This is a genomic window from Georgenia sp. Z1491, assembly GCF_057652395.1.
In genome coordinates this window covers 2,036,763-2,056,288 of record NZ_CM172729.1, presented here as the reverse complement: position 1 = coordinate 2,056,288, position 19,526 = coordinate 2,036,763, and the positions used below count along the sequence as shown (strand labels likewise).

Genomic DNA, 19,526 nt, shown 5'->3' with positions numbered 1-19,526 from the left:
CGTCCTGACCGGGGAGGTCTGCCCCGCTCGGCCCCGCCCGGCGCGGTCCCGTCCGCCCTGGCCTACTCCTCGCCGCGGGGGTCGCCGATCGCGGCATGGAAGAGCACCCAGCCGGTCCCGCCGTCGACGATCCGCACCGCGTAGGGGCGGTCGACGACGAGCTCGACCTCCTCCTCGGGCGGCAGCTGGGCCGACTCGGCGACGGCGATCTCCGTGACGGCGGCGGCCACGACGCCCTCCTCACCGATCTGGAGCCGGGCCTGCTGGACGGCCTGGTCGACCACGTAGCCGTCGCCGGGCAGCATGCGACCGAGCTCGGGGGCCGGACCGAACAGCTCGACCACGCCGACCGGGTCGAGCACGGGGGCGAGGGCGACGCTCGTCTCGAGATCGGCCCTGGGCAGCGCGAGGTCGACCAGCGCGGGGGCACCCGGGTCCAGGGCGTCGGCCAGCGCGGCCCAGTCCTCTGCGGTGAGCTCGCCGGGCGCTGTGCCGTCGGCCGGCAGGACGACCTCGAGCACGAGACCGTCGAGGAGGGCGAGCTCGACCGCGCGGTGGCCGTCGACCTCGGCGTACGGCATCGGGCGCTGCCCGTGCATCGTCGGCACCTGGACGATGTCGCCGCCCGGCAGCGTGTAGTCCTCCTCGGTCGTGGCTGACTCGGAGAAGCCGTCGAGCCATGCCGAGGCGACGAGCACTGCGTCCTGGACGACGAGGACGGTCTCGGGTCTCGCCTCGATGCCCGACTCGTCGACGAGGCCGGCGGTGTGCAGGTCCACCCAGTCGTCGAGGACCTGCTGCATCGCCTCGAACGGTGTGGCGACGACGCCGGCACCGAGCCGGTGGGAGACGGCGTCGAGCCAGGTCTGCTCGGGCGTCACGTCGGAGCGGAGGACCACCTGGTTGGCCATGTGGACGATCGCGCGGTCCGGGAGGGGGTCGAGCTCGATCGTCGCGGGGTCCTGGTCGAGGTCCGCCAGCTCGGACCGCAGCGACTGGATCGCCTCGAGCACGTCGCTGTCGGCCCCGCCCAGGACCTCCTCGAGCTCCGCGCGGGTCACTCCCTCGGCGCCGGCGGCCATCATGGCCAGGGCGGTGGCCAGGCTCGACGGCGAGACGACGATCGTGTCGGTCTCCGGGTCGTTCAGCGCCTGGGTCACCGCGTCCGCGCCGAGGGCGGCCGTGGCGGCGAGGTGGTCCTCGAGCGCCGAGACGTCCTCGAGGGCGACCGGGGCCGGCTGGTCGTCCGGTCCGTCACCGGTGAGCTCGACCGCACCGCCGCCCGGGTCGGGCGTGCCACCCGGGTCGGGCCTGCCACCCGGGTCGGACGCGTCGCCGGGATCAGGATCGCTCACGTCGCCGGTCGGAGTCTCGCTCCCCGTATCGGACGCGGTGCCGCTCCCCCCGCCGCACGCGGCGAGCCCGAGCAGCACGAGGGCCGCGCCGAGTGCACAGGGGGCGGACCGCCGGGTCATGGCCGTGAGCCTAGCCCCGGGACCGGTCCTCGGCCTCCGGTGCCCGCCCGCGCCCTGCCTTCCGACCGCTGCAGGCTCCGGGGGCCGGCTCCCGACCGCCCCACGCACAGCCGCGGCCCCGGTCGACAGGACCGGGGCCGCGGGTGAGCCGTGTGGTCGCGGTCAGGCCGCGACGAGCGAGCGGAGCACGTACTGCAGGATGCCGCCGTGGCGGTAGTAGTCGGCCTCGCCGGGGGTGTCGATCCGCACGACCGCGTCGAACTCGACGCTCTCGCCGTCCTCCTTCGTGGCGGTCACGTGGACCGTCTCGGGCGTCGAGCCGTCGTTGAGGGCGGTGACGCCTGAGATGTCGAACGTCTCCGTCCCGTCCAGCCCCAGCGACTCGGCGCTCTCGCCCGACGGGTACTGCAGCGGGAGCACGCCCATGCCGATGAGGTTCGAGCGGTGGATGCGCTCGAACGACTCGGTGATGACCGCGCGGACACCGAGCAGCGCCGTGCCCTTGGCCGCCCAGTCGCGCGACGAGCCCGAGCCGTACTCCTTGCCCCCGAGCACGACGAGCGGGATGTCCTTCGCCTGGTAGGCCTGCGCGGCGTCGAAGATCGTCTCCTGCTCACCGGTGAGGAGGTTCTTCGTGAACCCGCCCTCGACGTCGTCGAGCAGCTGGTTGCGCAGCCGGATGTTGGCGAAGGTCCCGCGGATCATCACCTCGTGGTTCCCGCGGCGCGAGCCGTAGGAGTTGAAGTCGCGGCGCTCGATGCCGTGCTCGGCGAGGTACCTGCCCGCCGGGGAGTCGGCCTTGATGGCGCCGGCCGGCGAGATGTGGTCGGTGGTGACGGAGTCGCCGAGCTTGGCCAGCACGCGGGCGCCCGAGATGTCCGTGACGGGCTCCGGCTCGGCGGGCATACCGTCGAAGTACGGGGGCTTGCGCACGTAGGTGGAGTCGGCGTCCCACTCGAAGGTCGAGCCGTCCGGCGTCTCCAGGCTCCGCCAGCGCTCGTCGCCGGTGAAGACGTCCGCGTAGTCCTCGGTGAACATGTCCGAGCTCACCGACTCGGTGATCGTGCGCTCGACGTCCTCCGGGGAGGGCCAGATGTCGGCGAGGAACACGTCGTTGCCGTCCCTGTCCTGCCCGAGCGCGTCGTTCTCGAAGTCGAAGTCCATCGAGCCGGCGAGGCCGTAGGCGATGACCAGCGGCGGGGAGGCGAGGTAGTTCATCTTGACGTCGGGGTTGATCCGGCCCTCGAAGTTGCGGTTGCCCGAGAGCACCGACGCCACGGCCAGGTCGTGCTCGGCCACGGCCGACGAGACCTCCTCCGGCAGCGGGCCGGAGTTGCCGATGCAGGTGGTGCAGCCGTAGCCGACGAGGTGGTAGCCCAGCTCCTCGAGGTAGGGCCACATGCCGGCCTTGTCGTAGTAGCCGGTGACGACCTTCGAGCCGGGCGCCATGGAGGTCTTCACCCAGGGCTTGACGGACAGTCCCTTCTCGACCGCGTTCTTCGCGAGCATGCCCGCGGCCATCATCACCGACGGGTTGGAGGTGTTGGTGCACGAGGTGATCGAGGAGATGACGACCGCACCGTGGTCCAGCTCGGTCTGCGTGCCGTCCGCCAGTGTGACGGGGACGTTGGCGTGCGGGCGGCGGTAGCCGGCGGGCGCGGCGCCCGAGTGGTGCGGTCGGCCGAGGTCCGAGGAGGAGTCGTGCGCGTCGTGCGACGGCGCGTCGGACGCCGGGAACGTCCCGATGAGCTCCTCGTCCTGCGGGCTCTTCTCGATGCCGTGCCCGTTGACGACGTAGTTCTTCAGGTCGTTGACGAACTGGTCCTTGGACTCGCTCAGCGCGATCCGGTCCTGCGGGCGCTTCGGCCCCGCGATCGAGGGGACGACGCTCGACAGGTCGAGCTCGAGGTACTCCGAGTACTGTGCCTCGCGCGAGGGGTCGTGCCACATCCCCTGCTCCTTGGCGTAGGACTCGGCCAGCGCCACCTGGTGCTCGTCGCGGCCGGTGAGGCGCATGTAGTCGAGCGTGACGTCGTCGATCGGGAAGATCGCGGCGGTCGAGCCGAACTCAGGAGACATGTTGCCGATGGTGGCGCGGTTGGCGAGCGGCACCTGGGCGACGCCCTCGCCGTAGAACTCGACGAACTTGCCGACCACCCCGTGCTCGCGGAGCATCTCGGTGATCGTCAGCACGACGTCGGTGGCCGTGGCGCCGGAGGGGATCGAGCCCGAGAGCTTGAAGCCGACGACGCGCGGGATGAGCATCGAGACCGGCTGCCCGAGCATCGCGGCCTCGGCCTCGATGCCGCCGACGCCCCAGCCCAGCACGCCGAGCCCGTTGACCATCGTGGTGTGGGAGTCGGTGCCGACGCAGGTGTCGGGGTAGGCGCGAAAGACGCCGTCGACCTCGCGCGGCATGACGACGCGGGCGAGGTACTCGATGTTGACCTGGTGCACGATGCCGGTGCCCGGCGGGACCACCTTGAAGTCGTCGAAGGCCGTCTGGCCCCAGCGCAGGAACTGGTAGCGCTCACCGTTGCGCTCGTACTCGATCTCGACGTTGCGCTCGAAGGCGTCGGCGCGGCCGAACACGTCGATGACGACGGAGTGGTCGATGACGAGCTCGGCGGGAGCGAGCGGGTTGATCTTGTCGGGGTCGGAACCGAGCTCCGCGACGGCCTCGCGCATGGTGGCGAGGTCGACGACGCAGGGCACCCCGGTGAAGTCCTGCATGAGCACGCGGGCGGGCGTGAACTGGATCTCCACGTGAGGCTCCGCGTCCGCGTCCCACGAGGCCAGCGCCCGGACCTGGTCCGCGGTGATGTTCTTGCCGTCCTCGGTGCGCAGCAGGTTCTCGGCGAGAACCTTGAGGCTGTAGGGAAGCTTCTCCAGTCCCTCGACTGCGGAGAGACGGAAGATCTCGTACTCCGTGCCGTCGACGTCAAGCTGTCCGCGGGATCCAAAGCTGTCCAGGCTCATGTCCACTCCTTCGTCGTTCGCCGCCGACGCCCTGCGCCGGCCGGCCCGGCCCCATCGTGTCATGCCACACACCCGGCGGCCCGAGGGGCAATTATCTCGACATCAAGATACTTGCTGTCGTCGCGTCATGTCCAACCGCCGCGCCGGCGGCGTCGTCAGGCGCGGACGAGCGAGACGACCGCCTCGAGGTGGTGGGTGTGCGGGAACAGGTCGAGGGCGACGACCCGTTCCGCCACGTAGCCGGCCGCGCGGGCGGCGGCGAGGTCCCGGGCGAGCGCCGCGGGGTCGCAGGCGACGTGCACGATCCGCGCCGGGTGGAGGGCGGCGACCGCGGCCATGACCTCGCTCCGGGCCCCGGTCCGGGGCGGGTCGAGCACGACGGTGCCCCCGGTCGACCACTCCGGCTCCCGGCCGAGCGCCGCGACCGCGGACGCATCGACCGCTCCCGTCAGCGGCCGTGCCCACGGCGTGGGCGCGAGGGTGGCGCGCGCGTCGTCGACGGCGCGGGCGGCGCCCTCGAGCGTGACGAGCCGGCCGTCGGTCCCTACCGCCCGGGCGAGCGCGGCGCTCAGCAGCCCGGCACCCGAGTAGAGCTCGAGGACGCGGGCGCCGTCGAGTGCCGCGCGCACGCGGTCGGCGCGGGCCCTGGCGTCCGCACCGGCCTCGGTGGGCGGGTCCGCACCTGTTTCGCCGGCAGCGCCGGAGCCGTCCTCTGCGCGCGGCGCAGGATCGACCACGCCGGCCGGGGCGCCGGCCTGGTCCGCCTCCTGCCACGCCGCCGGGTCGGGCAGGCGTGGCTCGAGCCCGGCGGCCAGCGCGAGCACCACCTCGACGAGCACGGCCGGTGCGGCGTGGTGCACCTGCCAGAACCCGTCCGCGGCGACCGTGTAGTCGATGGTGCCGAGCAGCGTGGGGACCGACTCCGCGACCGACCCGGTCCCGGACAGCGGCGAACCGTCGACGAGCACGCGAGGCTCGGCGTCCGGCCCGGACCCGGACCCGACGACGGCCCGCACCCGCGCGCCGGGATCGACGCGCAGGGAACCCAGGAGCGAGCCGACGTCGAGGCGGGGGTCGGCGAGCGGGAGCGTCTCCAGCGCGAGGACGTCCTGCCCCCGGTGGCGGTGCATGCCGAGGCGGCCCTCCGCGGTGCCGGTGAGCTCGACCCGCGTGCGGGTGCCGGGCAGGGCCGGGTCGGCCACCGGGTGCACCGTCGTCGAGCCCGCCGCGGCCACGTCCCCGGCCACCTGCTCACCGCCGATCCTGCGCAGGGAGTCCGCGAGGACCGCGCTCTTCCACTCCAGCTGTGCGGCGGGCGAGACGTGTCCGAGCTCTCCCCCGCCCACGCCGCCAGGGCCGGCCTCGGGCCACACGTGCGCGACCCGCTCCCGGGAGCGCTCGACGACCTCGACCGCGTCCGCGAACCACACGCGCGACCGGCGGGAGGTCACCGCCACCCGGACCACCTCGCCGGGGATCGCGTGCCGGACGAGGGTGACGACCGAGCCGGCCCGCCCGACGACGAACCCCCCGTGCGCGGGGGACCCGACCGCGATCGGGTCGTCCAGCATCTCGGCGACCTCGGCGGGCCCCGGCCCGGTCCTGCCGCGGCGGGCGGCCCCACCGCGGCCACGCCGTCCCCGGCCGGTGCGCCCGCTCCCCCGACCGGATCCGGCGCGTCCGCGCGTGCGCCCGCGGCGCCGGTCGGGCCCTGGGCCCCCGGTCCGCCGGGCTCCGGGGCCCGCGTCGTCCTCGTCAGTCACGTGCGACCTCCTGACCGCCGACCTCGTCGGCGCGAGCGAGCTGGAAGGGGACGGTGGCGACGACGACGCCGGGCACGAGCCGTAGGCGGTCCAGCAGCCGCCGGGCGGAACCGTTGTGCAGCAAGCGGTACCACACGCGGGCCGCCACGTACTCGGGGATGTAGACGACGACGATCTCCCGCGGCGAGGCCCGACGCACCGCGCGGACGTGCTCGAGGACCGGCTCGGTGACGTCCCGGAACGGTGCGTCGAGGACGGTGAGCGGGACGGGTACGCGCACCTCGTCCCACCGGCGTCGGAGCTCGTCGGTGGAGTCCTCGTCGAGGAGGACCGTCACGGCCTCGAGGCTCGACGGGCGCGTGGCGCGGGCGTAGGCGAGGGCGCGGGCGGTGGGCTGGTTGAGCGTGGAGACCAGGACGATCGCGTGCACCCGCGCAGGCAGGGACCGCGCCTCCGCGTCGGCGGGCACGGCCGTCCGGCGGGCCACGTCGTCGTAGTGCCTGCGCACCGCCCCCATGAGGAGGAACACCACGGCGACGAGCAGCACCGTGATCCAGGCACCGCGGGTGAGCTTGGTGACCAGCACGACCACGAGCACCACGGCCGTGAGCACCGCGCCGACCAGGTTGATCGCGCGGGACCTGCGGGCGGCCGACCGCAGCGCCGGGTCGTGCTCCCTGCGCAGGACGCCGCGCCAGTGCCGCACCATCCCGGTCTGCGTCAGCGTGAAGGAGACGAACACGCCGACGATGTAGAGCTGGATGAGCCGGGTGACGTCGGCCTGGAGGACGACGACGAGGACGGCGGCCCCCGCGGCGAGGGCGAGGATCCCGTTGGAGTACGTGAGCCGGTCGCCGCGCGTGTGCAGGCGGCGCGGCAGCAGCCCGTCGCGGGCGAGGACCGACGCGAGGACCGGGAAGCCGGTGAACGCCGTGTTCGCGGCGAGGAGGAGGATCGCGCCGGCGACGACGGCGACGAGCGCGACGACCGGTGCCCACCCCCACAGGACGGAGTCCGCGATCTGCACGATGGCGGGGTCCTGGTGGTAGCCCGCGCCGACCGGGACGCCGTCGCGCAGGAGCTGCTCGGCGGGACGTTCGACCACGCGGACGTCGATGGCCGTGGCGAGCCAGATCACCGACATGAGCATGGCCGCGGAGATGCCGCCGAGGAGCAGCAGCGTCGTCGCGGCGTTCCCGGACCTGGGCCTGCGGAAGGTCGGCACGCCGTTGGCCACGGCCTCGACGCCGGTGAGGGCGGCGCACCCGGAGGTGAAGGCCCGCAGGACGAGGAACGCCCCGCCGAGGGTGGTCAGGGCCTGGTCGTGCGCCGGGTCGGGCACCACGGTCAGGCTCGCCGTCGCCGCGTCGGGCAGTCCGCCGCCCAGCAGCTCGCGCCCGGCCCCGACGAGCGCGAGCACGCCCACCGAGGCCATGAACAGGTAGAACGGCACGCCGATCACCCGGCCCGACTCCCGCGTGCCGCGCAGGTTGAGCAGGGCCAGGGCGGCGACGAGCAGGGCGGCGATCGGGACGCGGTAGGGCTGGAGGGGCGGCACCGCCGAGGCGAGGTACTGGACCCCGGAGGAGACCGACACGGCGACGGTGAGCAGGTAGTCCACGAGGAGGGCGGACCCGACCCCTCGGCCCGCGCGGCGGCCGAGGTTCGTCGTCACGACCTCGTACCCGCCGCCGCCGGAGGGGTAGGCGCGCACCGTCTGCCGGTAGGACAGGACGACGACCACCATGACGACGACCACGGCGAGCCCGACGGCGGGCGACAGCGCGGTGGCCGCGACGCCCGCGAGCGCGAGGGTCAGGAGGATCTCGTCGGGCGCGTACGCGACGGAGGACAGAGCGTCGGAGGCGAACACCGGTAGCGCGAGACGCTTGGGCAGCAGGGTGCCGCCGAGGCGTTCGGTGCGCACCGGGCGACCCACGACCAGCCGCTTGAGCGCCGAGGCGAGGTCGGGCACGCGGTCGATGCTAGACCGCGGTACCGTCACCGCGTGCACGTGGTGATCATGGGCTGCGGCCGGGTCGGGGCCTCGCTCGCCGAGCAGCTCGACTCCGCCGGGCACTCCGTCGCGGTCGTCGACCAGGACCCCGACGCGTTCCGCCGGCTCGGGGACGACTTCTCCGGCCGTCAGGTCAAGGGCGTCGGGTTCGACCGCGACACCCTGCAGCAGGCCGGGATCGAGGACGCCTACGCGTTCGCCGCGGTCTCCTCGGGCGACAACTCCAACATCATCGCCGCGCGGGTCGCCCGGGAGACGTTCGCCGTGTCCCGCGTCGTCGCCCGCATCTACGACCCCCAGCGGGCCGAGGTCTACCAGCGGCTCGGGATCCCCACGGTGGCCACGGTGCGGTGGACCGCGGAGCAGGTCCTCGCCCACGTCCTGCCCTCGCCCACCCCCGCCGAGCTCGTCGACGCCTCCGGCCTCGTCTCGATCGTCCGGGTCGAGCCGAACGAGGCCTGGGCGGGCCGCACGGTCGTCGACGTCCAGGACGCCACCGGCGCGCGGGTCGCGTTCCTCACCCGCAGGGGCGCGGGCACCGTCCCGCACGCGACGTCGGTGCTCCAGCAGGGGGACCTCGTCCACGCCGCGGTGACGACCGACCGGGTGGGCGCGGTGCGCCGCGCGCTCCACGACCCGCCGGAGCGCCGGCGATGAGGGTGCTCATCGCCGGCGCGGGATCGGTCGGGCGGTCCATCGCGCTCGAGCTCCTCGCGCACGGTCACACGGTCACCCTCGTCGACCACGAGCCCGGGGCCATGCGCGTGGCGTCGGTCGCGCAGGCGGAGTGGCTGCTCGCCGACGCGTGCTCCCCGCGGGCGCTCACCGAGGCCGGGGCGGGCGAGAGCGACGTCGTCGTGGCGGCCACGGGCGACGACAAGGCGAACCTCGTCGTCTCCCTGCTCGCCAAGTCCGAGTTCGCGGTGCCCCGGGTGGTCGCGCGCATCAACAACCCGAGGAACGAGTGGATGTTCACCGAGACGTGGGGGGTGGACGTGCCCGTCTCCACGCCGCGCATCATGACCTCGCTCGTGGAGGAGGCGGTCTCGGTCGGCGACCTCGTGCCGCTGTTCCGCTTCCACCGCTCGGGCGCCTCGATCCACGAGCTCACGCTGCCGGACGGCTCGCCCGTCGTCGGGCACCGGGTGGGGACCGTCGACCTCGGGCCGCACGCGGTGCTCGCCGCCGTCATGCGCTCGGGCACCGCGTACGGGGTCGAGCCGGACCTCACCCTCGAGGCCGGCGACGAGCTGCTGCTCGTGCTCTCGGCGCAGGGCCAGGACGACCTCGATCAGCTCCAGGAGCAGCTCGCGCCCCGTGCTCAGGACTGAGCGGGCGCCGTCCCCGGCCGCTCGCGGACGAGCGCCCACGTGAACCAGGCGGCCAGCGCGAACAGCGGGATACCCATGACGAGTCGCGCCACGCCGAGCGCCGCGACCTCGCCCGCGAGGTAGAGCGGCACCTGGACCGCGAGCCGGGCGGCGAAGACACCGACCCACAGCCAGGAGGCCGCGACGTAGCGTCGACGCAGCGGGGCCGCCTCGGGATCGGTCCGCCACTGCATCCCGCGCCCCTTGAGCAGCTCGACGAGCACCCCGATCGGCGCCCAGCGCACCAGGATCGCGATCACCAGACCGAGGGCGTAGGCGGCGTTGACGTACAGGCCCCAGGCGAAGAAGTCCTCCGCCTGGCCCGAGCGCCACGCCCACACCACGCCGATGCCCACACCCAGGAGCCCGGACAGCGCCTGCGTGAGCGGGGTGCGCTGCACGAGCCGGATCGCGCACAGCACGACCGCGACGGCGAGGGAGGCCACGAGCGGGATCGTCAGCTCCCGCCAGATGACGAACGCGACGACGAAGACCGCGCCGGGCGCGACCGCCTCGATGACCCCGCGCACGCCGCCGATCGAGTCGGCCAGGGAGAAGTCCTCGGCGGCGACCTGCCCCAGGCCGGACCGGCGACCGGCGAGCGCGGCGCCGGCCGCAGCGGCCGGGTCACCAGCGGCGTCATGGTCCTTAGCGTCGCCGCGGCCCTCCTCGGCCGGCGCGTCCGGCGCGCTCATCGGTGCCTGCCGTCGGCGGCGTCGATCTCCTCGAGCTCGGCCAGGGAGGGCCGCAGCTCGTAGGCGGGATCGACGAGGGTGGGGCCGTCGTCGTCGAGCACGACGCCCTCGGCGACCAGGCGTCGGCCCGGGACCACGCCGGGCACCCGGCGCCGCCCGCGCAGCACGAGCGCGAGCTCGCCGGTGCCGTCGAACAGGTGCGCCCGCAGGTCCGGGGCCGCATCGACCGGCGGGTAGGTGACCGACCGCAGGACACCCGTGACGCGGACCCGCTCGCGGGGCCGGACGGACCCGATCGGACGGCAGCCGTCCACCCGGGAGGACTCGCGCTCGTCGCGGGCGTCGAGCTCGGCGACGCTCGGGAGGAGCCCGCGCCGTGACGTCACCGGGTCTCCGTGGTCTCGGGGCCGCGCTGCAGGTCGCGGAGCGTGAGCGTGCGGCGTTCCGGCGCACCGCCCGTGTCGACCTCCGACCCGGCCTCGGCCGTGCCGGGCGCGGTGAGCGTGACGACCTCGCGCGGGGCGCGGGCCTCCGGACCCCGGTCGACGACGACGTCCGCGAGCACGTCCCGCAGCGGCTCGGCCGCGGCGTCGTCCGTGGCCGCGAGGCCGGAGAGCATGCCGCGCAGGAACCAGCGTGGCCCGTCGACACCGATGAACCGCAGCACGTTCATCGCGCTCGTACCGTCCGAGCGCGTGACCGGGAGGTGGACGACGAGCTCGTCGCCCCAGCGTCCGGTCGTCTCCTCGACCATGCCCTTCTGCTTCTCGACCGAGGCGGCGAGCTCCGCGCGGACCTCGTCCCACAGGCCGGCCGAGCGTGGGGCGGCGAACAGCTGCATCTGCAGGGCGGAGCCCTCGAGCGCGACCGACGTGCCGATGACCGTGCGGCGCTTCTTCTCCAGCTCGAGCCGCACCTTCATCCCCGACGCCCGGGGGATGCGCAGCGCGCCGAGGTCGAGGCGACCGTCGAGGTCGGGCCGGTCGGCCACGTCGAACGGGCCGGCCGCCTCGTCGGCGCTCTCCGCGTCGTCGGTACCGGTGGTGGCGTCGTCCTGCTCCGGCTCCGGCGTCTCGGCCGCCTTGTGCCGGCCGCGTGAAAACAGTCCCATGCGTTCCTCTCCTGCCCGCCGTCGCCGCGGCCGCGGCGCGCCCGGCGGACACCGCGTGCGAGCCTACCCGCGAGGCCCGGCCCGCTGCGGCCGGTGGTGCGTCACGGTCGTCCGGCGGTGGTCGGAGCCCGCCCGCGGTGGCAGGCTGGGGCCGTGACCACCACCTCGTCCCCGCTCTTCCGCGAGCGGCTCGTCCCCGGCCTCGTGCCGATGGTCCTGGCGGCCTTCCTGGGCCTGTCGCTCGCGCTGGCGGCGATGCCGTTCGGCGTCGTCCCGGCGGTCGTGGTCGGCGTCGTCTCGGCCGTGGCGGCGGGGGCCGGGCTCGTGCTCACGTCCCCGGTCGTCGAGGTCGTGGCGGAGGGGCCCGGTGAGCAGGGCGACGTCGGCGAGGAGGGACCGACGCTGCGGGCCGGAGGCGCCGCGATCGCTCTCGCCAGGCTCGGGGACGCCCACCCGCTCGACCGCGAGGGGATGCGGGCGATCATGGGGCCGCGCGCCGATGCGCGGTCGTTTCTCGTCCATCGTTCGTGGGTCCGTCGCGGCGTCGCGGTCGTCGTCGAGGACGATCGGGACCCGACCCCGATGTGGGTCGTCTCGACGCGGCGGCCGGACGAGCTGGCCGCCGCGCTGAGATCAGGTCAGGCCGCGCACTCGGTGCAGACGAGCTGACCGTTCTCCTCGTACGCGAGCTGGCTGCGGTGGTGGACGAGGAAGCAGCGCGAGCACGTGAACTCGTCCGCCTGGCGCGGGAGCACGCGGACGCTCAGCTCCTCGCCGGACAGGTCGGCGCCGGGGAGCTCGAAGCCCTCGGCCGCCTCGGTCTCGTCCTCGTCCACCGAGCTCGACGACTGCTCGGCGCGACGCGCCTTGAGCTCCTCGATCGAGTCCTCGCCCAGCTCCTCTTCGTTCTTGCGGGGTGCGTCGTAGTCAGTCGCCATGCTGGCGTCACGCTCCGGGTTCTACTCGTGGTTCGCGGGGTGGGATACGCCCCTGGATCGCGGTCAACGCATACCTGCGGAGATTGTTCCCGACCTTGGTCGGACGGATTGTGCACCACAAATCCTCCGGCGGCCACCCGGATCCACGGGTCGGCGCCCGGGGCGCGGCCGGCCGCGGATCCTCGCGCCCGTCTCCGCCGGTGCGCCGCCCCGCACCCGCGGCCGCACGCGGCGCACTGTGAGGCGTTCCACTGCCACCGGCGCCGGTGCCGGCCCCGGGGCCGCCGCGACCTCCCGCGCCCCCGGCTCGCTGGCACCTATCCTGTTGGCGCCCGGGCCCACGGGTTGTCGCCGAGGAGGACCCCATGGTCGATCTGACCGTCACCGGAACGTCCGAGTCCGGCGAGCACCTGCTCGTCGGCGGACCGGACGGCGCCGAGTACCGCCTGCGGATCGACGAGGACCTCCGCACCGCGCTGCGCCGCGCATCGGCCACCAGCCGGCGCACCGCCGAGCCGAGGCACCTCTCGCCCCGGGACATCCAGACGCTCCTGCGCGCCGGCCAGGACGTCGACGAGATCGCCGAGGAGCACGGGCTGCCCCGGGAACGGGTCGCGCCGTTCGAGCCCCCGGTGACGGCCGAGCGCGCCTTCGTCACGGAGCAGGCCCGCAAGCAGCGGGTCGGGCACGACTCCGACTCCCCCACGCTCGGCGACCTCGTCGTCGACCGGCTGGCGGCCCGCGGTGTCGAGGTCGAGCACCTGGCGTGGGACGCCCGGCGGCGCGCGGGCGAGTCGTGGCAGGTCGGCGTCACCTTCGTCGCGGCCCGCAAGGAGCGGACCGCGATGTGGACGATCGACCTGCAGGCGCGGACCCTGGTCGCCGTCGACGACGAGGCCAGGTGGCTCTCGGAGACCGACGTCAGCGCGGGCCGGCGTCCCGCGCGCAGCGACGGCCCGCTCGGCGAGGTCCGCTCCCGACCGGGTGCCGAGCCGCCGTGGGCCCGCGAGGACCGACCTGCCGGCGCCGCGGAACGGGCCGTCACCGACCGCGACGGCTCCGGCGTGGACGCGTCCGCCGCGGGCGGCACCCCTCGGTCCGCGGTGGGCGGCGCGACGGAGGACCCCGTGACCTCGCCCGCCGACCTGCCGGACGACGACGCCACGGAGGCGCTGCTGGACGACCTGGCCGCCCACCGCGGGACCCGGCAGGACATCGACGACCTGCAGGACGAGCTGGACCTGGACTCGCTCGACGAGGACGACGACGCGGACGAGATCCCGGCCGCGCACCCCCCGGCCTCCCGGCCCGACCAGGCGCGCGACGCCCAGGTGCTGTCGCTTGACGCCCATCGGCGCGCGCGGCCCGGCATCGGGCCGGACCCCGACGAGGTCGCGCTCGACCCGCGCGGCACACACCCCTCGGGGCGGGGCAGGCCGGCCCCGAGCGCGGACGAGGACGCGCGCGCGACGACGACGGCCCGCACGGCGGACGCCCGTGGGGAGGGCACCCGCACCGGTGGTCCGGCCGCGGGCGAGGCGACGGACGCACCCGACACGCACGCGTCGGACCCCGACGCGGACCCGCCGACCGACCACGGGGACGGTGACCCCGAGCACGACTCACCCGCCGCGGCCTCCCCCGACGCCGACGGCTCCGCCACGGAGGAGGACGCTCCCGCCCCGGCGAGGACGGCACGATCCCCACGTTCGTCCGGGCGCAAGCAGCGGCGGTCGGTGCCGTCGTGGGACGAGATCGTGTTCGGGTCGCGCTCGGATCCCACCGACTGACGACCCACCGCGTCAGGGCGGCGACCCACCGCACCAGGGCGCGGCCGACCGACGACGCCCCGCCGCTCCGGCGCGTCAGTCGCCCGCGAGGTCCAGCGTCGGTGGGCTCAGCTCGCCCACCCGGGCGCGCGCGGCCGTCAGCCCGCGCATGTGGTGGCTGCGGCACAGCACCTCGTACGCGACCTCCGCCGCGGGGGCTCCCGTCAGGTCGGCGGTGTCGCCGACGACGACCTGCTCGCCCTCGGTGACCATGACGCCGCCGACCGTGCGCGCGTTGTGCGTCGCCCGGGCACCGCACCAGCACAGCGCCTCGACCTGGAGGCGCTCGACCCGGTCGGCGAGCTCGACGAGCCTGGCCGCCCCGGGGAACAGCCGCGTGCGGAAGTCCGTCGTGATGCCGAACGCGAAGACATCGACGTCCATCTCGTCGGCCACCCGGGCGAGCTGCTCGACCTGCCCGGGCGTGTAGAACTGCGCCTCGTCGCAGACGAGGTAGTCGACCCGTCCACCCGCGGTGCGGCGCCGGACGACCTCCGCCCAGAAGTCGGTCTCGTCGCTGACCTCGACGGCCGGCGCTCGCAGCCCCAGCCGGGAGGAGAGGACGCCCGTGCCGCCCCGGTCGCTACGGCTGAAGCGCAGCCCGTCCAGACCGCGCGCGGCGTGGTTGTGGTCGACCTGGAGCGCGAGCGTGGACTTCCCGGAGTCCATGGTCCCGGAGAAGAAGACGAGCCGACCCATCAGGCGTCGGCCACCAGGAGCGGTACCTGCTGCTCGTCCGGCGTCGACGAACCGTGCACGCCGATCAGGGCGGTGGACCCGATCGATGCGGAGCCCTCCTCGAGGACCACGGTGGCACCGCCGAGGAGCGCGACGACCTCGCCGACGGCCCCGCGCCGGTCCTCGGGCACGTCGACGCCCAGCGCCCCGGAGGCGAGCAGCTCCTCGCGGGTGAGAACCGCGGAGTCGGGCCCGAGCACGTCCCGCCAGCGCCGTGCGACGTCGTCGGGGTGGGCGTCGTCGGTGAGGAACAGGTGGCACGCCCGCGGCTCGCCGGCCACCTGGGCGACTCCTCGGCACAGCTCCGGGTGCGCCGCGAGGTCGATGCGCTCGGCGACGTCGACCATGCCGTGGTCGGCCGTGACGACGACGAGCGTGCCGCGGGGCAGCTCCCGGGTGAGCCGGCGCAGCTCGGCGTCGGCCGCCATGAGCTCCTCGCCCCACTCCCACGACCCCCAGCCGTGCACGTGACCGACGTGGTCGACCTCCCCCCAGTAGAGGTAGGCCAGGTTCGCGTCGCCCCGCAGTGCGCCGACCGCGACGTCGACCCGGTCGGCGAGGGACTCCCCCGTGACGCCGCGGCCGCCGCGCAGGGCCGACCGCGTGAGGCCCGAGCCGACGAACCGTGCCGGCCCGATCGTCACGGCGCCGCGCGCGTCGCCGGTGCGGGCCGCCGCCTGCTCGAACAGGGTCGGGACGCGCTGCCACCGCTCGGCGGTCATCGGCGCGTCCTGCCAGGTGACGAGGTTGACGAGCTCGCCGCTGGGCGGATGACGCAGCGTGTAGCCGAGCATGCCCGTCAGGCCCGGGAGCTCGCCGGTGCCGAAGGTCGTCAGCGCGGCGGCCGTGGTCGAGGGCAGGCACGTGTCCAGCGTGACGGCGTCGGGCAGCAGCGAGCGCAGGAACGGCGCGTGCCCCCCGCGCTCGGTCAGCTGGGCGAGGCCGAGACCGTCCACGAGGACGACGCACACCTTGGTCGCCGTCGGCAGCCCCAGGTCGGCGCGGTCGAGCGCGGAGTCCCGGCCGGCCGAGGCGGTGGCCACACCGACGGAGTCGAACGCCGCCGGCAGGACCGCCCGCAGGTGGCGGCCGAGGTCGGGTGCGCCGGGTGCCCGTGCCCGCATCCGGTCCGGCCTCAGGACTGGCCGGCGGTCGCGCCGGACAGCTCGCGGGCGAACCGCAGCGCGCGGTCGAGCGCGTCCTGCCCGTCGGCCTGCGCCGCGACCCGGATGACGACGTCCTCGGGCGAGAGCGTGCCGGTCATCCCGTGGTCCGCCTCGCAGTCCGGGTCGCCGCACGACTGCCGCTCGAGGTCGACCCGGTGGATCGCCCCCCAGCCGACCGACAGGGTGAGCTCGGACGTGCTCCCGCGGCCGGCGGGGTCGAGGACGCCGTGCGTGAGTGCGACGGTGCGGATCTCGTGCAGGGCGACGGTCTCGGACGTGGCGAGCGCGCCCGGGCCGGACTCCTCGTCCGCGACGTCGTCGACGTGGACGACGACGAACCTGCTGCGGGTCAGCGCGAGCACCGTGAGGTGGCGGCGCAGCTCGTGGTCGAAGGTCGTCTCGGGGTGCACGAGGTGCGCCGTGACGGCCTCCCCGGCGAGCGCGACGTCGAGCACGTCCGCGACGAGCTGCGGGTAGAAGCCCGCGTCGTCGAGGTCTTGGCGCAGTGAGCTGGTCCGAGGCACCGTCTCATCCTGCCACCCCGGCCGGACCCGCATGGGCGGGCGTGGCCCCCGGCGCTCCTCGCGTCGGATCCTCACCCCTCGTCGTCCGGCGTGGACGGCCGGGGCAGCGCCCGTCGGCCGGCGTCCATCCGGCTGGGCGCCCGCAGCGCCACCCGCGCACCCGCCACGGACAGGGAACGGCGCCCGACGATGACCGGGTTGAGCTCGATCTCCGCGATCGAGGGCAGGTCGTCGACGAGGGCGGCGACGCGACCGAGGACGTCGGCCAGCGCGCGGGTGTCCACCGCGTGCAGGCCTCGGTCGCCGGTGAGTCGGGCGGCCGCGCGCAGGTCGGTGATCATCGTCGCCACGTCCCTGGCGGTGACCGGCGCGACCCGGTAGGTGACGTCCCCGAGGATCTCCGAGGCGTCGCCGGCCACGCCGAGCGAGATCACCGGACCGTACACGGGGTCCTCCCCGCCGCGGACGACGACGGCGACGCCCGGGGCGGCCATCGCCTGCACCTCCAGGGCGGACTCCCGGCCCAGCACGTCGCGCGAGCGCGAACGTATCTGGCGGACTGCGGCGCGCACGTCGTCGTCGTCGAGCAGGTCCAGGCGGACGCCGCCCAGGTCCGTGCGGTGCCGCAGCACGTCGTCGAACGCCTTGACCGCCACCGGGTACCCCACCTCCCGGGCGACCGTCACCGCGTCGGCGGCGATGTCGTCGTCGGTCGTGGCCGGCCCGGACCCGACCGGGTGAGCGAGCAGAAGGTCGATGCCGTAGGTGCCCAGGAGCGCCGCGACGCGGTCGGGCGTCAGGACGACCGTCTCGCCGCTGGTCGCGGTGGGCAGCACGTCGAGGACCGCGGCGCGCGCGGCGAGCGGGTCGGTGCCGTCCGGCTCGAGCAGGGCCCCGACGTCCGCGTCGCGCCGCGCCTGGGCGGCGGCGCGCAGCGCGACGGACCGGGCGGCCACCTCGAGCGAGCCGACGGCGGGCAGCGCGTGCTCGCCGGAGCGGAGCCGCTCGTCGAGTCCGTGCAGCCCGGAGACCCAGGCGACCCAGGGGCGGTCCGCGTCGGCGGCTGCGGCCGCTGCGACGACGGCGAGCAGCTCGTCGTCGACCCCGCCGAGCACGTCCGCGACGGCGACGACGACGGCGTCGACGTCCTCGTCGAGGACGACCCCCTGCAGCCGCTCGCGGGCGGCGACCGGGCCGGCGTCGAGGACGGCGACCGGGCCGACGGGCGAGAGTCCGGCCGCCCGGGCGGTCGCCGACAGGGTGGCCGCGAGCGAGTGGGACGTGGCCGCCAGCGCGACCCGCACGCCCGCGGGTGCCGGCTGGGTGAGGGCCACGGCGGCCAGGTCCAGCGCCTCGCGCACGGAGCGGGCGGGCAGGGCGCCGGCCTGGGCCAGCACGGAGTCGATGACGGACGGCGGGAGCGCGGAGGTGGCGACCGCGTGCCCGGGCAGCGTGGCGACCGCCGTGGTCGCGGACGTGAGCACGACCAGGGCGCGCTCGGCGGACAACCGCCTGGCGACGCGCGTGAACTTCCGGGCGTTGCCGAGCGTCTGCAGGTGGACGATGCCGACCCCGACCCGGTCGTCCGCGGACCAGCCCTGCATCGTGTCGTTGCCGGAGACGTCGATGCGGTTGCCGGCGGCCACGACCGCGACCTCGGGCAGCCGGCGGTTGGCGGCGCCCTGCCGGAGCGCGAGGGCCGCCTCCCGGGTCTGGGCGAAGATCCCGAGGCCCCGGCCACCGACCTCCGGAGCGGGCCCGTCGGGGCCCAGGCCGAGGCCCGGGTCGGCGAGGGTGAGGTCGTAGGCGCCCGCGTCGCCCCTGCCCAGGACCCCGTAGGAGGCGGGACCGAGCACGCGCAGTCCGGCGAGGCGCGTCGCGCGCAGCAGGTCGAGCTGGTGCTCCCGGCCCGGACCGAGAGCGAACCCGCCCGTGAGCACCACGAGCGAGCGCACGCCGAGGGCGCGCAGCCCGGGGACGCAGGCGACGACCCGGGCCGGCTCGCCGGCGACGACGGCGAGGTCGAGGTGCTCGGGCAGGTCGACCTCTCCAGAGGAAAGGGCGTCGAGGTCGCTCACGTGCTCCGCGCCGCCCGGGTCCAGGGGGCCGACGGCCACGAGCGGGATCGTCCCCTGCGCCCCGGCCGCGGCACGCGCCCGCGCGAGGATCCTCGAGGCCATCGGCCGGCCCGCCTCGTCGAGGGCGACGACGACGGCGCCCCGCGCGGCGGTCAGGGTGTGCATGGACAGCGCCTCCGCGCGCCGCTCCCGCTCGGCGAGGACCTCCCAGGAGCGGCCCGTGCTGCGCAGCGGGATCTCGAGGCTGACCACCCCGTCGTCGTAGCGGGAGCGGACCTCGTAGCCGGCGTCGGAGAAGACCCGGATCATCTGGGTGTTCTCCGGCAGGACGTCGGCGACGAACGTGTGGACGCCACGCTCCCGCGCCGCCGCCACGACGTGCTCGAGAAGGATCGAGCCCAGTCCGCGGCCCTGCTCTGCGTCGGAGACGGCGAACGCCACCTCGGCCGTGCCGGGCTCGACGACGTCGTACCGACCCACGCCCCGGATCACCGGCCCCTCGGTGAGGACGAGCGCGACCCGCCCGACATGGTCGACGTTGGTGAACCGGTGGGCGTCCTGGGGCGAGAGCCGCGGCATGGGGGCGAAGAAGCGGAAGTACTGCGAGCGCTCGGACTGCGCGGCGTGGAAGTCGGACAGCGCGTCGGCGTCCGCCGGCGAGATCGGCCGGATGTGCATCGTGGCCCCGTCGCGCAGGACCACGTCCGCCTCCCAGCCCGCGGGCGCCCCCCGGTCGGTCCCGGCGTCCCGGTCCTCGGTGGCCTCAGGCGTTCCCATGGGTCCAACCTAGTGCGCGACGTGACGCGCCCCACGCGGCGGCAGGGCCGGGGGCGCGTCCGGCGG

General features: G+C 75.1%; 16 protein-coding genes. 4 read left to right on the top strand and 12 right to left on the bottom strand.

The genetic code is table 11. The features are described 5' to 3' along the window. Positions 1 to 62: 62 nt before the first annotated feature. From AC24HA_RS09560 to AC24HA_RS09545, 4 genes are all read right to left on the bottom strand, one after another. Positions 63 to 1,475 (bottom strand): serpin family protein, encoded by a 1,413-nt coding sequence (locus AC24HA_RS09560; protein ID WP_425708836.1) that lies wholly within the window; start codon positions 1,473 to 1,475, stop codon positions 63 to 65. 162 nt (positions 1,476 to 1,637) lie between these two features. Next, positions 1,638 to 4,454, bottom strand: a complete 2,817-nt coding sequence (locus tag AC24HA_RS09555; protein ID WP_425708837.1) for an aconitate hydratase — start codon at positions 4,452 to 4,454, stop codon at positions 1,638 to 1,640. 155 nt (positions 4,455 to 4,609) lie between these two features. Continuing rightward, a complete protein-coding gene (locus tag AC24HA_RS09550; protein WP_425708838.1) occupies positions 4,610 to 6,025 on the bottom strand; it encodes a class I SAM-dependent RNA methyltransferase in 1,416 nt (471 codons plus the stop codon). Positions 6,026 to 6,209: 184 nt separating this feature from the next. Further along, positions 6,210 to 8,192: an APC family permease gene (locus AC24HA_RS09545; protein ID WP_425708839.1), complete on the bottom strand. Its 1,983-nt coding sequence runs from the start codon at positions 8,190 to 8,192 to the stop codon at positions 6,210 to 6,212. Between the two features lie 33 nt (positions 8,193 to 8,225). On the opposite strand from AC24HA_RS09545, the gene AC24HA_RS09540 reads away from it, so the two are divergent. Together AC24HA_RS09540 and AC24HA_RS09535 are read left to right on the top strand one after the other, a co-directional pair. Then, positions 8,226 to 8,891 carry a potassium channel family protein gene (locus tag AC24HA_RS09540; RefSeq protein WP_425708840.1) on the top strand — a complete coding sequence of 222 codons (666 nt, stop codon included), beginning with the start codon at positions 8,226 to 8,228 and terminating at the stop codon, positions 8,889 to 8,891. Beyond that, positions 8,888 to 9,565 carry a potassium channel family protein gene (locus AC24HA_RS09535; RefSeq protein WP_425708841.1) on the top strand — a complete coding sequence of 226 codons (678 nt, stop codon included), beginning with the start codon at positions 8,888 to 8,890 and terminating at the stop codon, positions 9,563 to 9,565. Before AC24HA_RS09540 ends, AC24HA_RS09535 begins: the two co-directional genes overlap by 4 nt. On the opposite strand, the gene AC24HA_RS09530 is transcribed toward AC24HA_RS09535, so the two are convergent. From AC24HA_RS09530 to AC24HA_RS09520, 3 genes are read right to left on the bottom strand one after another with little or no spacing between them, the layout of a single operon-like run. Next, on the bottom strand, positions 9,556 to 10,299 hold the full coding sequence (locus tag AC24HA_RS09530; protein ID WP_425708842.1) for a DUF3159 domain-containing protein: 744 nt from the start codon (positions 10,297 to 10,299) through the stop codon (positions 9,556 to 9,558). The two genes, AC24HA_RS09535 and AC24HA_RS09530, sit on opposite strands and share 10 nt — an antisense overlap. Next, a complete protein-coding gene (locus tag AC24HA_RS09525) occupies positions 10,296 to 10,685 on the bottom strand; it encodes a single stranded DNA-binding domain-containing protein (protein ID WP_425708843.1) in 390 nt (129 codons plus the stop codon). The genes AC24HA_RS09530 and AC24HA_RS09525 overlap by 4 nt, the downstream gene beginning before the upstream one ends. Then, complete coding sequence (locus tag AC24HA_RS09520; protein ID WP_425708844.1) at positions 10,682 to 11,410, bottom strand: DUF3710 domain-containing protein; 729 nt, start codon at positions 11,408 to 11,410, stop codon at positions 10,682 to 10,684. The genes AC24HA_RS09525 and AC24HA_RS09520 overlap by 4 nt, the downstream gene beginning before the upstream one ends. Positions 11,411 to 11,563: 153 nt before the next feature. Between AC24HA_RS09520 and AC24HA_RS09515 the strand changes: the two genes are divergently transcribed. After that, positions 11,564 to 12,079 carry a DUF3093 domain-containing protein gene (locus AC24HA_RS09515; RefSeq protein ID WP_425708845.1) on the top strand — a complete coding sequence of 172 codons (516 nt, stop codon included), beginning with the start codon at positions 11,564 to 11,566 and terminating at the stop codon, positions 12,077 to 12,079. On the opposite strand, the gene AC24HA_RS09510 is transcribed toward AC24HA_RS09515, so the two are convergent. Beyond that, entirely contained in the window at positions 12,049 to 12,348 is a 300-nt protein-coding gene (locus AC24HA_RS09510; protein WP_425708846.1) for a DUF4193 domain-containing protein, read from the bottom strand. The two genes, AC24HA_RS09515 and AC24HA_RS09510, sit on opposite strands and share 31 nt — an antisense overlap. A 365-nt stretch (positions 12,349 to 12,713) precedes the next feature. Between AC24HA_RS09510 and sepH the strand changes: the two genes are divergently transcribed. Then, entirely contained in the window at positions 12,714 to 14,138 is a 1,425-nt protein-coding gene (gene sepH, locus AC24HA_RS09505; RefSeq protein ID WP_425708847.1) for a septation protein SepH, read from the top strand. Between the two features lie 75 nt (positions 14,139 to 14,213). Here sepH and AC24HA_RS09500 read toward each other — a convergent pair whose 3' ends face one another. From AC24HA_RS09500 to AC24HA_RS09485, 4 genes are all read right to left on the bottom strand, one after another. After that, positions 14,214 to 14,876 carry a thymidine kinase gene (locus AC24HA_RS09500; RefSeq protein WP_425708848.1) on the bottom strand — a complete coding sequence of 221 codons (663 nt, stop codon included), beginning with the start codon at positions 14,874 to 14,876 and terminating at the stop codon, positions 14,214 to 14,216. Further along, on the bottom strand, positions 14,876 to 16,039 hold the full coding sequence (locus AC24HA_RS09495; RefSeq protein ID WP_425708849.1) for an alkaline phosphatase family protein: 1,164 nt from the start codon (positions 16,037 to 16,039) through the stop codon (positions 14,876 to 14,878). The genes AC24HA_RS09500 and AC24HA_RS09495 overlap by 1 nt, the downstream gene beginning before the upstream one ends. Before the next feature lie 11 nt (positions 16,040 to 16,050). Continuing rightward, positions 16,051 to 16,605, bottom strand: coding sequence for a DUF5998 family protein (locus AC24HA_RS09490; RefSeq protein ID WP_425708850.1), 555 nt, complete (start codon positions 16,603 to 16,605; stop codon positions 16,051 to 16,053). A gap of 71 nt (positions 16,606 to 16,676) precedes the next feature. Further along, positions 16,677 to 19,460 carry a GNAT family N-acetyltransferase gene (locus tag AC24HA_RS09485; RefSeq protein WP_425708851.1) on the bottom strand — a complete coding sequence of 928 codons (2,784 nt, stop codon included), beginning with the start codon at positions 19,458 to 19,460 and terminating at the stop codon, positions 16,677 to 16,679. Between the last annotated feature and the right edge of the window lie 66 nt (positions 19,461 to 19,526).

Coding starts and splice junctions, on each gene's coding strand:
- AC24HA_RS09560 (WP_425708836.1), bottom strand. CDS start 1,475: ATGACCCGGCGGTCCGCCCCCTGTGCACTCGGCGCGGCCCTCGTGCTG.
- AC24HA_RS09555 (WP_425708837.1), bottom strand. CDS start 4,454: ATGAGCCTGGACAGCTTTGGATCCCGCGGACAGCTTGACGTCGACGGC.
- AC24HA_RS09550 (WP_425708838.1), bottom strand. CDS start 6,025: ATGCTGGACGACCCGATCGCGGTCGGGTCCCCCGCGCACGGGGGGTTC.
- AC24HA_RS09535 (WP_425708841.1), top strand. CDS start 8,888: ATGAGGGTGCTCATCGCCGGCGCGGGATCGGTCGGGCGGTCCATCGCG.
- AC24HA_RS09530 (WP_425708842.1), bottom strand. CDS start 10,299: ATGAGCGCGCCGGACGCGCCGGCCGAGGAGGGCCGCGGCGACGCTAAG.
- AC24HA_RS09520 (WP_425708844.1), bottom strand. CDS start 11,410: ATGGGACTGTTTTCACGCGGCCGGCACAAGGCGGCCGAGACGCCGGAG.
- AC24HA_RS09510 (WP_425708846.1), bottom strand. CDS start 12,348: ATGGCGACTGACTACGACGCACCCCGCAAGAACGAAGAGGAGCTGGGC.
- sepH (WP_425708847.1), top strand. CDS start 12,714: ATGGTCGATCTGACCGTCACCGGAACGTCCGAGTCCGGCGAGCACCTG.
- AC24HA_RS09500 (WP_425708848.1), bottom strand. CDS start 14,876: ATGGGTCGGCTCGTCTTCTTCTCCGGGACCATGGACTCCGGGAAGTCC.
- AC24HA_RS09495 (WP_425708849.1), bottom strand. CDS start 16,039: ATGCGGGCACGGGCACCCGGCGCACCCGACCTCGGCCGCCACCTGCGG.
- AC24HA_RS09485 (WP_425708851.1), bottom strand. CDS start 19,460: ATGGGAACGCCTGAGGCCACCGAGGACCGGGACGCCGGGACCGACCGG.